Source organism: Amycolatopsis sp. NPDC104863 (assembly GCF_055582965.1).
The window spans coordinates 911578-923894 of sequence record NZ_JBVJOW010000004.1; the positions used below are offsets into that span (position 1 = coordinate 911578).

General features: G+C 70.8%; 9 protein-coding genes. 5 read left to right on the plus strand and 4 right to left on the minus strand.

What is annotated here, in order from left to right; translation table 11 throughout:
• Positions 1-21: 21 nt before the first annotated feature.
• Entirely contained in the window at positions 22-2952 is a 2931-nt protein-coding gene (locus tag ACZ63J_RS26005; protein WP_465400164.1) for an AfsR/SARP family transcriptional regulator, read from the minus strand.
• Positions 2953-3101: 149 nt separating this feature from the next.
• Here ACZ63J_RS26005 and ACZ63J_RS26010 point away from each other — a divergent pair, with 149 nt between their 5' ends.
• Complete coding sequence (locus ACZ63J_RS26010; protein ID WP_465302197.1) at positions 3102-3752, plus strand: vWA domain-containing protein; 651 nt, start codon at positions 3102-3104, stop codon at positions 3750-3752.
• Positions 3739-4650: a hypothetical protein gene (locus ACZ63J_RS26015; RefSeq protein ID WP_465400163.1), complete on the plus strand. Its 912-nt coding sequence runs from the start codon at positions 3739-3741 to the stop codon at positions 4648-4650. The genes ACZ63J_RS26010 and ACZ63J_RS26015 overlap by 14 nt, the downstream gene beginning before the upstream one ends.
• Here the strand turns inward: ACZ63J_RS26015 and ACZ63J_RS26020 are convergent, their stop codons facing one another.
• Entirely contained in the window at positions 4651-5274 is a 624-nt protein-coding gene (locus tag ACZ63J_RS26020) for a response regulator (RefSeq protein WP_465400162.1), read from the minus strand.
• Complete coding sequence (locus tag ACZ63J_RS26025) at positions 5271-6359, minus strand: sensor histidine kinase (RefSeq protein WP_465400161.1); 1089 nt, start codon at positions 6357-6359, stop codon at positions 5271-5273. The genes ACZ63J_RS26020 and ACZ63J_RS26025 overlap by 4 nt, the downstream gene beginning before the upstream one ends.
• A 158-nt stretch (positions 6360-6517) precedes the next feature.
• Between ACZ63J_RS26025 and ACZ63J_RS26030 the strand changes: the two genes are divergently transcribed.
• The gene (locus tag ACZ63J_RS26030) at positions 6518-7024 is read left to right on the plus strand and encodes a GlcG/HbpS family heme-binding protein (protein WP_465400160.1); all 507 of its coding nucleotides are present in this window, start codon (positions 6518-6520) and stop codon (positions 7022-7024) included.
• A gap of 10 nt (positions 7025-7034) precedes the next feature.
• Positions 7035-8234: an amidohydrolase family protein gene (locus ACZ63J_RS26035; RefSeq protein WP_465400159.1), complete on the plus strand. Its 1200-nt coding sequence runs from the start codon at positions 7035-7037 to the stop codon at positions 8232-8234.
• Here the strand turns inward: ACZ63J_RS26035 and ACZ63J_RS26040 are convergent.
• Positions 8231-10156, minus strand: coding sequence for a DNA/RNA helicase domain-containing protein (locus ACZ63J_RS26040; protein WP_465400158.1), 1926 nt, complete (start codon positions 10154-10156; stop codon positions 8231-8233). The genes ACZ63J_RS26035 and ACZ63J_RS26040 overlap by 4 nt on opposite strands.
• A gap of 283 nt (positions 10157-10439) precedes the next feature.
• Here ACZ63J_RS26040 and ACZ63J_RS26045 point away from each other — a divergent pair, with 283 nt between their 5' ends.
• A complete protein-coding gene (locus tag ACZ63J_RS26045; protein ID WP_465400157.1) occupies positions 10440-12305 on the plus strand; it encodes a DNA/RNA helicase domain-containing protein in 1866 nt (621 codons plus the stop codon).
• The last annotated feature ends 12 nt before the right edge of the window (positions 12306-12317 follow it).

Here is a 12317-nt window from a genome sequence, read left to right on the forward strand (position 1 = left end):
CATCGTGACCACGCCCCGAACTCAGCCGCGTCCTGCGTCGGCCCTGACGCCGCCGCAGGCGCACGCCAGCGCCGCGCGTTCGTCGTGCGTCTGCGCTGCTTCCGGTAGGTCGAGCTCGGCGAACCCCTCCTCGGCGGCTTTCCAGTGCGCCACGGCTTTTTCGTGCGCACCCATCGCATGCAACGTCTTCGCGACGTCGTGGTGCGCGCGAGCCTCATAAGCGCGGTTCCCATGGCCCGCGGCCAGGTCCAGCGCCGACTTGCCGGCGCTGAGCGCGTCCCGATGCGCGCCCTGGGCGAAGGCCGTTGCGCCGCGGTCGAGGTAGAGCTGGGTGCGCAGGTCGGCGTCGGGCACGTTCGCCGCCACCTCGCGGGCCTTGTCGTGGTAGCGCACGGCTTGCGTGAACCGGCCCTGCTGGCGGTGGACGTTGCCGATGTTGTTGAGCGCGTACGCCTCGACGCAGTGGTCGCCGACCTCGGCCGCGTGGCCGTGTGCCTCCGTGTAGCTGGCCAGTGCCTCCGTGAGCAACCCCAGTTTCTCCTGCGCGGCACCGAGGTTGTTCAGCGCGTGCGCGACGCCCTGGATGTGCCCGACCTCGCGCAGCATCCGCGCGGCCGCCGCGTTTTGCTCCAGCGCGACGGCGAAGTTGCCGTGCTGCTCGTTGAGGTACCCGAGCATGCTCAACGCGTGGGCCTCGCCCCGCCGGTCCTCGGTCTGCTCGTACTTCTCGCGCGCGGCCTCGAGGTGGGCCATCGCCTGGTCGTGGCGGCCCAGCTCCATCGTCGGGATGGCGAGCGCGCACAGCGTCGCCGCCTCGCCCCGGACGTCACCGAGGCGGCGCCACTTCGGAAGGGCCTGGGCCGCGAGTTCGAGCGCTTCGGACAGCTGCCCGCGCCGGTCGTTCGCGGTCGCCAGCCGCAGCAGCACGTGTGCCTGGCCGTAGTTGTTGCCCGCGTCGGCGGCGACGGTCTCCCACGCGAGCTCGAGCGTGCCGATCCAGTCCTCGAACTGGTTCGTCGTGTTGAAGTACCGCCACAGCAGCACCGCCAGCCGCCAGGTGTGCTCGGGCAGCTCGTGCTTGGCGGCGTACCGGATCGCGGCGACGAGGTTGTCGCGCTCGGCGACGATCCACCGCAGCCCCGCGGCGGGGTCGGCGAACACCGGCGTCACCGGGGAAGTCCGGTCCGTCTCCGGGAGCTGAGCCCGGTCGAACGGATAGGCGGCGCCGACCGCGGCCGCCAGCGTGACCAGGTAGAAGTCGAGGAGCCGCACCAGCGCCTGCCGGGACGCCGGCTCCCGGCCGGCGAACTCCTTGAGCGGGTCGAGCATCAGGTACCGCTCGGGCGCGGCCTCCTCCAGGAGGCTGACCTCGTGCAGGTCGTCGAGTAGCGACCGGGCCTCACCGACGTCGCAGCCCGCGAGGGCCGCGCCGCCGGTGACGTCGACGTCCGGCCCCGGCAGGCTGCCGAGCAGCCGGAACATCACGCGCTGCGGCTCCCCGAGCTGCTGGAACGACACCCGCACGGCGGCGATGCCGTCGTCCTCGCCCCACGGCCCGCTCTCTTCGAGCAGGTGGAGCAGGTGCTCCAGCGGCCACCCGCCGTGCCGCCGGAACAGCGCGGCCGCCACCCGGATCGGCATCGGCAGGTACCCGCACCGCTTGACGACCTCGGCGACCGCGGCCGCCCGGCCGCGCACTCGCTGCGGCTCGGTCAGCGCGTGGAACAGGTCGACGGCTTCTTCCGGGGACAGCGGGGAAAGCCGGACGGAGTCGCCGGTGTCGGCGTCGCCCATCCGGCGGCTGGTGACGACGGCGAGGCAGCCGTCCGCCTCGGGCAGCAGCGGCCGGATCTGCTCGGGTGTCGCGGCGTTGTCCAGCACGATCATCGTGCGCGTGCCCCACAACGTCGTCTGGTAGAGCGTGGCCTTCCGGCCGACGGTGGCCGGGATCTGCTCGGCCGGCACGCCGAGCTCGACGAGCAGTTCGGTGAGCGCGTCGCCGACGCTCGTCTGGGCCACTCCCGGCGTGAAGCCGTTCAGGCGGGCGAGGAGCTGGCCGTCGGGGAACCGGTCGCGCAGGCGGTGGGCGGCCTCGATCGCCAGCCCGGACTTGCCGACGCCGGGGGCGCCGCTGACCCAGACCGCGCGGCGCCCGGTCGCCGCGGCCGTCTCGATCGCGGCGAGCTCGGCGGCGCGGCCGGTGAACCCGCCGGGCCGCGACGGCAGTGAGCTCGGCGGCTCGCCGTGCTCGGCCCGCGCGGCGAGGTTGCGCAGCACCGGACCCGGCTCCATCCGCAGCTCGGCGAGGGCGTCGCGGGTGCCGTTGAAGACGCGCAGCGCGCCGACCCGGTCACCGCCGGCGACCAGGGCGCGCATGAGCAGTTCGGCGTGCTTCTGCCCGGCCGGGTCCGAGCGGACGAGCGGCCGCAGCCGGTCACGCGCCGAGCGGTGGTCACCGGTTTCCAGCTCCAGCTCGGCGAGGTCACCGACGGCGTCGGGCAGGCTCTCCTCGGGGAAGACGACCTCCGGGCCGCCGACGCGGTCGATGTCGATGTCCTCGAGGAAGGTCCCGCGCCACAGGCCGACGGCTTCCCTCAGGAGCTCGATCTTCCGGCGCGGGTCGTCGGTGCGCCCGGCTTCGGCGCGGAGCCGCGCGAACCGGATGGTGTCGAGCTGGGCGTCGCCGATGCGCAGCAGATACCCGGTGGGCGTGGTCTCGATGGTGACGTCGGTGTCCTGGACGACGTCGCGCAAGCGTTTGATGTAGCCGCGCACCAGGGTCGGCTTGGTTTCCCGGCCGGTCCAGACGATCTCGGTGAGCCGCGCGGTCGACACCGGCTTGTTCGCGTTCAGGAGCAGCACGACGAGGACGAACCGCTGCTGCTGGTCGCCCAGCGGCACCGGGACGCCGTCGTGCCACGCCTCCAGCGGGCCGAGCATCCGAAACTCCACGCAGCCTCCCCGGCCGTCAGCTTGCTGTCCGTGATTGACATCGCGCAATCGGCCGTAAGGGTTTCGAAAATCCGCATTTCTTCCACGTTCGATACACACCGGCTTGCCACCCTGCACCGGTGAACCAGGGGCGTGAAGGAGAAACCGGAATGGGGTCCGATGTGTTGCCGTGCTACGTCGCTTGTGATGTGTCGCTTTCGATGGCCGACCACATCGACGAGCTGAACACCGGGCTGCGGGAGTTCCGCGGCGCGGTGCACGCCGACGCGTCGGTCACCGGCCGGGTCCTCTGCAGCGTGGTCGGCTTCGGGGAGACGCCGCACGTGGTCCAGTCGCTGCTGCCGATGGACGACCTCGCCGAGCTCCCCGCGCCCCGCGCGTGCGCCGGCACCAACTTCGGACCGGCGTTCACGTTCCTGCGCGAGGTCATCGACGGCGACGTCGGCGCGCTGGAGAAGCACCGGATGCGGGTGCGCCGCCCGGTCGTGTTCTTCCTGTCCGACGGCCAGCCGACCGACCCGGTGACCTGGCCGGCGGCGTTCGCGACGCTCGACGACCCGGCGTGGGCGCGCCGCCCGCACGTGGTCGCGTTCGGCGTCGGCGACGCGGACGAGGACGCGCTCGGCCGCATCGGCACCTACCGCACCTACCTCGGCCGCGACGGCGTCCGCATGGGAACCGCGCTGATCGCGTCGGTGATGCACGTTCTGTCCACTTCCCGTCCACCGGCCGAACGCACCCTGCGCGGAGAGGAGACGTCATGGAAACGCACTGAAGGAGACCATCGTGGAGCGTTCTGAGCTGGTTCAGGAGCTGAAGACCCTCCGCAAAGGGCGTGGCCTGCAGGGCCGGATCGAGGAACGGGTGGGCCCGGGTCTCCGCACGGCGTGCTCGGTTTCGGAGGAAGACGGCCTGGTGGCGATCCGGAACAAGGTGGCGGGCCGGCTGTCCGAGCTGGCCGCGCACCTGCCGGAGGACCTGCGCCTGGCGGCGTTGGCGGCCTTCGCGATCGCCGCGGAGGCCAACCAGCCGCTGTACCAGGACCGCGTCCGCTGGGCCGCGCGCCGCGTCGACCGCGACCCGCGCACGGTCCGCCGGCGCGTCGACGAAGCGATCGACCTGCTGGCCGAGCTGGCGGCGGGATCACCGGAGGCCCCGGTCGTTGTGCCGGCCGACCGCTGGCACACGACGTCGCTGGCGGTGGCGATGGTGCTCGACCAGCCGCGGCCGTCGGTACTGGAGCAACGCAAGATCGTCGCGGACCAGGACGGCCTCCGGTCGCTCGACCTCGCGATCTCCCTCCCCGCCGGGCGTGCGGACCTGGAGGTCACGGTGCTCTACGGCGGCACGCTGGTGGACCGCGGCATGGAGGCGACCGACCGGTGGGGCTACGGCCTGGAGCTGCCTCGGCCGCTGTCACGCGGCGAGTCGTGGGAGGTGGCGATCCTGTTCCAGCCGCCGTCCCTGCGGCCGTACATGGTGTCGGTGCCGCGGCACGCGTGTGACGTGTTCGACCTGCGGGTCCGGTTCGGCCCCGAGCGCCCGCGGGAGGTGTGGGCGCTGGACGGGGCGTTCCAGCGCGACGTGTCCGACTCGGGTTATCGCGGACGCCGTCACGACGTCGACCCGGCGGGGGAGGTGCACCTGCGGTTCCAGCACCTCACACCGGGGATGGCCTACGGCGCGCGGTGGGCGTGATCAGTCCAGCAGCCGTTGTTCCTTGGCCACCGCGACCGCGCCGGACCGGGTGTCGACGGCGAGCTTGCCGTAGATCCGGCTCAGGTGGGTCTTGACCGTCGCCTCGCTGATGAACAGCGCGCGGGCGATCTCGCGGTTGCCCAGGCCCTGCGCGAGCTGCCGCAGGATGTCGCGCTCACGATCGGTGAGCGCGGGCCGCGGGGTGCGCAGCTGCGCCATCATCCGGTCGGCGACCGGCGGCGACACCGCGGTGCGCCCGGCCGCCGCGGCCTCGATCGCGGCGTACAGCTCGTGGGCGGACCCGGCCTTGAGCAGGTACCCGGTGGCGCCGGCCGCGATGGCGCGGGTGATGTCCGCGTCGGTGTCGTAGGTGGTCAGCACGAGGATCCGGGGCGTGCCGGGACCGGTGCGGATCCGCCGGGTCGCCTCGATCCCGTCGATGCCGGCGCCGAGCTGCAGATCCATCAGCACGACGTCCGGGTGCGTGGTGGCCGCGGTCGCGACGGCTTCCTCCCCGGTCGCTGTCTCCGCGACGACCTCGATGCCGTCCGCGCCCGCCAGGAGGGCGCGCAGCCCGGCGCGGACGACGGCGTGGTCGTCGCAGACCAGGACACGAATGCTCATGGGGCAGTCTCCAACGGGATCGCGGCCGAGATCACGGTGCCCTGGCCGGGGGCGGATTCGACGGTGAGCCGGCCGCCGAGCTGCTGCGCCCTGGCTCGCATGGCCGGGAGTCCGTGACCGCGTTCGCCCGGGTCGTTTTCCGTCAGGTGGAACCCCCGGCCGTCGTCGGCGACGTCGAGCACGACCTGGTCGTCGAGGTAGGTGAGGGTGAGGACGGCGCGGCCGGCGCCGGCGTGCTCGAGGGCGTTGGCGAGCGCGCCCTGGGCGATCCGGACCAGCGCGGACTCGACGCGCTCGGGCAGCGGCCGCCCGGTTCCGTCGACCCGCACCTCGACCGGCAGCTCGGCCTGCCGCCCGGCCACGGCGTGGAGCGCCTCTTCGAGGGTGGCGTCGGCGAGGTCGGCGGGCGCCAGGTCCTGCACGAGCCGGCGTGCTTCCGAAAGGTTCCCGACGCCGACGCGCTGCGCGGACCGCAGGTGTTCACGGGCCAGCTCGGGCCGGTCCCAGGCCTGGTCGGCGGCCTGCAGCAGCATCGCCTGGCTGGACAGGCCCTGCGCGAGAGCGTCGTGGATCTCCCGGGACACCCGGTGCCGCTCGGCCAGCACGCCGGCCTGCCGTTCGGACTCGCGCAGCCGCTCGGCCTGCCGCCGCATGAAGGTGATCACCGCCGCGGTGACCACGGCGATGGCGATCGGAACGACGGTCAGGTTCGGGTCGAAGCCGTCGGACAGCCGGTTCTGCGAGACGACCACGAGCGCGGTGACCACGGCGACCAGCGCGAGGGCCGGGCCGGTCGGCAGGGTGCGCAGGCCGGTGACGAAGAGCGGGATCGCCGACCAGGCGAAGCTGGGCGCGAGCACCACCAGGACGACCCAGAAGAGCAGGACCACGAGCAGCCAGGCCAGACCGGGTTTCAGCAGCAGGCCCGTGCTGTAGGCGAGGACGAGCGCCGCGGTCAGCGCGATCACCCACGGCGCCAGCGCGGTGCCTTCGTGCCGCGTCAGGAAGCGGACCGCGGAGCCGAGCACCAGCAGGAAGAAGGCCGAGTGCATGGCCGCGGCGAGCCAGCGCGCGTCGGTCGTCATGCCGGTTTCCTCCTCTCTCGGCACCAGCGTCAACCGGGCTTCCGGCCCGCGCATCAGCCGATCGGATGACCTCGGTGTCGGCCGGGACGATGACCGGAACGACCTGGTCGCGGGGTGAAGCTGGAGCCATCGAACCCCACGACGCCAAGGAGCGCACCATGATCTCGACCCGCACCCGGATCGCCGCCGTTGCCGCCGGTCTCGCCGCCGTTTCGGCGGTGGCGGCCCCGGCCGTCGCGGCTCCCGCGCCGGCCCGGAACCTCGTGCAGACGTCGCACCTGACGATCGCCGCCGCGCAGAAGGCGGCCCAGGCGGCGCTGGACGCGGCCACGAAGGCGGGCCAGCACGTGTCGGTGGCGGTGGTGGACCGCGACGGCAACACCGTCCTGACGCTGCGCGGCGACGGCGCGGGCCCGCAGTCCTACGGCTCGGCGCAGCAGAAGGCGTTCACGGCGGTCTCGTGGAACGCGAAGACGTCGGAGCTGGTCGGCCGCCTGCAGCAGAACCCGACGCTGAAGGACATCGACGGCACGCTGTTCCTGGCGGGCGCGGTGCCGTTCGCGGCGGGCTCCACCCCGATCGCGGCGGTGGGCGTCGCGGGCGCGCCGTCGGGTGCGCAGGACGAGTCGTTCGCCCAGGCCGGCGTGGACGCGCTGGGCAAGTAACGTGGCCCCGGTGCTGATCAGTGACGTCCGCCCCTGGGGCGGCCCCCGCAGCGACGTCCTGCTGGACGGCGACCGGATCGCTTCGATCCGGCCTCACTCGCCCGGCGCGCCGGCGTCGCTCGAGGGCCGCGGCCGCCTGCTGTTCCCGGCGTTCAGCGACGTCCACGTCCACCTCGATTCGACGCGCATCGGCCTCCCGTTCCGCCCCCACACGGGCGGCCCGGGCGTGGTGGCGATGATGACGAACGACCGTGACAACTGGCGTTCCGCCGAGGTCCCGCTGCCGGAGCGGGTGGCCGAAACCCTCTCGCGCATGATCGCTTTCGGCACCACCCGGGTCCGCAGTTACGCGCAGGTGGACGTGGACTGCCGCCTGGAGAAGCTCGACGCGGTCCTGGCGGCGCGCGAGAAGTTCGCCACCCAGGCCGAGGTCCAGGTGATGGCGTTCGCCCAGGCGGGCATCCTGCGCGAGCGAGGCACGTTGGAGCTCCTGGACGCGGCAATGCGCGCAGGAGCAACGGTGATCGGCGGCATCGACCCGTGCACCCTGGACCGCGACCCGAAGGGGCATTTGGACGCGGTGTTCGCCCTGGCGGAGAAGCACCAGGCGGAGATCGACATCCACCTGCACGAGCCGGGCCACCTGGGTTTGTTTTCAACGGACCTGGTGATCGAGCGAGTCCGCGCCCTGGACATGCGCGGCAGGGTGACGATGTCCCACGCGTACGACCTGGGCTCGATCTCGGAGTCGGTGAGCCGCAGGGTGATCGAGGACTTCGCGACGTTGGACATCGCGATGACCACGGTGGCGCCGTCCGCGGCGGGGCAGCTGTCGTTGCTGGATCTGGTGTCCGAGGGAGTCCGGGTGGGCCTCGGCGAGGACGGCCAGCGGGATTACTGGAGCCCGTACGGCAACTGCGACATGCTGGACCGGACGTGGCAGCTGGCGTTCACGCGCGGCTTCCGCCTCGATTCGCATGTCGAGCTGTGTCTTGCGGTGGCGACGATGGGTGGGGCGTCGATCATGAGCCACGCCGTGCCCCGGCTGTCCGGTATTGCGGATCGCCCGGGTTTGGCGGTGGGTGACCGGGCGGATCTGGTCCTCGTGGATGGGGAGACCCCGACGAGCGCGGTGATGGACCGGGGTAAGGACCGCACGGTGCTCCACAACGGCGTCGTAGTGGCCGACGGTCTCGAGGTGCTCTCCTAGCTCGTCATCTCCTCGAGGAAGGCCTGGGTCTCGGGGTCCGTCGAGTAGACGGCTGTACCCCGCATGCCCCGGGTGAGCAGAACCTTGTAGGTGTTCTTGATCAGCGCGCCGAAGTGCGGTTCGGCGGCGCGCTTGACGGCCGGGTCCTTCGAGCCGGACTGCACAGGCCTCCACATTCCGTCGCGGCGCACCAGGTCCGGCCCGAAGATGACTCCGGACCAGTCGTATTCGAAGCCCTGGGCGGTGTAGATGCAGCCGACCTGGCCGAAACCGCGGGTGTCGGTCGCCCAGAAGTCCGATTCGGGAACGCCTGGGACCGCCCGTTTCCCCTCGGACTTGGCGTTCCACGGCCGTTCCCACGAGCCGATACGGACGTCGTCGACCAGGCGCCGCTCGTCGCCTTCGCCGACCGGGTCGCTCCATCGCCAGCAGTACCCGGCGGCCAGGCGGGCTACCCCGCCGTGCGCGGCCTGCTGGTTGAGCACCCACGCCTCCAGCGCTTCCGGTGAGCCCACTCCCGCCAAGGTGATGCCCTCGTCGAGCGGTCCGGCGAGCTTGCTCCACGCGATCGGCGGTTCGGCCGTCCCCCCGAGGCCGAGCAGCCGCGCGACCCAGGTGTCGTAGGAGACCGAGCCGCCGCACCGCATCTGGTCGTGCAGCCGGACCACCTCGACCTCGCAGCCGAGCGCTTGCGCGGCGGCGGTGATCTGCGTCAGCGAACCCATCTCGCCCGGCCGCACGATCTGGTTCTCGTCGAGCAGGAAGACGGGCACGTTCGCGACGTTGACGAGCTCGTCGATCTGCCGGCCGGCCCGTTCCCGCTGTTCCTTCTTCGTGAACCGGTTGACCCCGTTCTCCCGGATGCGGTGCGCCTCGTCGCAGATCACGACGTCCAGCTCCCGGGGATGGCTGCCGACGTAGGAGTTGAAGTACTTGAACAGTCCCTTGACGCGCTGGTTCCCGCGACCGGCGTACTTCCGCATGGTCTGGGTGAACGCTTTTGAACCCGTGGCGTGGTGAACCGCCAGACCCCGCCGGGCGAGCTCGCCGAGCAGGCTCAGCGCGATGACGCTCTTCCCCGACCCGGGACCGCCTTCCACCACCACGACGGTCCGGGTCTGTGCGGCGCGCGACCGTTCGACGGCGTTCAGGACGAGCTCGTAGGCGACCTTCTGCTCGTCGAGGAGGACGAACTGTTCCCGGTCCTGGATCTCCTGCGCGGCCAGCGTCAGCAGCGGCTTGGTCGGCCGGTGTTCGAAGTTCAGGAACTCGTCACCGGACGCGAGGCCGGCGGCCCGCCCGGTGGCCGGGTCGAGGAGCGCGCGCAGGTGGCTGACGAGCTTCGCGTTGTCGTCCATGGTGAACAACCGGCCGAAGTCGTCGACCCGGTGGTCGAGAAGCGCGGCGACGTCCGCGCGGCGCGCATTGTGCAGGTAGGCCAGACCGTGCACGGCGCGAGGCCGCTCGACCAGGGCCGGGGTGTGGTCGACGAAGTATTGGCAGTAGCCCCGCACCTGCTCGACCGGGTGCAGGTGCCGGCCGGGCAGGCCGGGCACGTTCAGCACTTCGGCCAAGTAGAGCTCGGCCTTGGACCACTGCTTCAGCTCGACGAAGACGAAGGTGTGCTCGGCGGTCCGGGGACGAACGCCGCAGAGGACGACGTCGATGCGCTGCCGGCTGTGCGGCAGCTGGTGCTCGAGCAGGACTTCGACGTCGCCGAGGCCAGCGTCCGCAACCTGCTGGAGGAGGACGGGCAGGCTGCGCTGCCAGGAGGTGACCTCACCGATCCCCACCCGGGTACCGGTGATGTACCCCGCCTGTTCCCGGAGCCGGGTGTGCAGATGCCCGGCACGCGCTTCGGCGAGCAGGTCACTTGCGCTGCCGCGGATCAGTGCCAATGGGTCCCCCTGGGCGTGCGTCATCGACGTACGGTTTTGGGGGCAGCAACGGAGTTCTCCGGTGCCCGTCGGGCCGTGGTCGGCAAGCCTAGTGGAAACGGGTCCCGCTGCCCGGGACCCTCGCCGTCGTCCAGGCGCCACGAACCGTGGCAATAGCTACTCCGTTCGGAGTAACCGTGTGGCTGAATGTCGTAACTTCGACGTGATTGTGGAAGTGATTCACGAGATTTGGTTGCGGACTGTGGTCCCCGCTCGAATGATCGTGCCCGATCGAGGGGTATCGACGTTGTCGGGAGGGACAGGGTTGGTGCAGGGTGCCGCGCGGATTCTGCTGCGCGAATTCGAAGAGGGAAAACTGGTTCCGGCCCTGGCGGCACATGTCGGTGTTCGTTACCGGCCGGATGAGAAGCACGGAGAGCACGGAGCCTGGCGCAACAGCGTTCCGGCGCTGCTGCGACTTCTCTGCGACTGCGGTTTGGGTGATCTCGAGGTCGTCCTCGAATATCAGCTGCCGTACAGCCCGAAGCGGGTTGACGCACTCCTTTGCGGCGTTCATCCGGAAACGGGATTGCCTTCCTATGTCCTGATCGAGCTCAAGCAATGGAATGACGCCGAGGTCGTCGGACGAGGACTGGTTCGTTACAACGGACGGAAGGGACAGCCGGTGCTGCACCCGGCGGAGCAGGTTCGCCGGTACTGCATGCACCTCCTGGGCTTCGTCCCGTCGTTGGCTCGCACGCCCTCGTGCGTCAAGGGCCTGGCGTACCTGCACAACGCCCACCGTGGTGACGACTGGCAACTGGACGACTTCGAATCCGACGACTACAGCCGGCTGTACACGGCCGATCAGCTGGGTGATCTCGCCACCGATCTGACGGGGGCGCTTCAGGTCGCCGCAGGTGCCGCGGACGTATTGATCCGTGCCCGGCGAGCTCCGGCGCGGTCGCTGCTGACGACGGCAGCAGGATCGCTTTCGGCGCGCACGGATTTCGTGCTGCTGGACGAGCAGCAGGTGGCTTTCGAGGCGGTCCGGGCAGCGGTTGCCGGCGCTTTCGGGAACGAGGGCGGCCGGAAGAAGGTAATCCTGGTTCGAGGAGGACCGGGCACGGGAAAGAGCGCCATCGCGCTGAGCCTCTATGCGGCGATGGCACGTCGCGGGATCAAGGTGGTTCACGCGACCGGTTCGAAGGCCATGACCGAGACGCTGCGGCAATCGGTCTTCGGCGAGAACCAACGACAGGGCGAAGACGTCTTCAAGTACTTCAACAACTTCGCCCGTGCCCGCCGGAACGAGCTCGATGTCGTGATCTGCGACGAAGCACACCGCCTTCGAGGGCAGGCCAACGTGCCCGATCACTGGCGGGGGCGGTTACGCGGGCAGATCCACGAGTTGATCGACGCGGCGAAGGTACCGGTCTTCCTCCTCGATGATCACCAGGTCGTCCGGCCGAGTGAGATCGGCTCGCCGGGCGACGTCTTGGACATCGCCCGGGCGATGGACTGCCAGATCGTCGAGGTCGACCTCGACGGGCAGTTCAGGTGCGGCGGATCACCGTTGTTCGACCTGTGGGTCCAGCGCCTGCTCGGCTTGATCGACGAGACGCCCGTTTCGTGGTCGGAGCTCGTTGCGGACGCCGACGACGAATACGTGGTGGAGTCGGTCGATGCTCCGCACGCGCTCGAGGCGTGGCTGCGAGCGCGAACCAGGGACACCGAAGCCGGCGCCCGGATCGCGGCCGGCTTCTGCTGGAAGTGGACACCACCGGTGGAGAAGGACGGAAAGCTCAGCCTGGCCACCGACGTCCGGATCGGCGGCTGGCACCGTTCGTGGAACGCGTGGCCGGACGTGGCGGTCCCGGGCGTGCCGGCCACGTCGTTCTGGGCGTCGGACCCGAGGGGCTTCGATCAGGTCGGCTGCGTCTACACCGCCCAGGGCTTCGAATACGACTGGGCCGGCGTGATCATGGGCGAGGACCTGGTGATTCGCGACGGGCGATGGGTGGCGCAACACGACCGCACGGAAGACCCCGCACTGCAGCGGACAACCGGGCAACGGTTCGATCGGCTCGTCCGGAACGCGTACAAGGTGCTCTTCACGCGCGGGATGCAGGGAGTCTGCGTCTACTCGGCAGATGCGGAAACCAACGATTTCCTCCGGAAGCACACGGCATAGGTCCCCTACGAT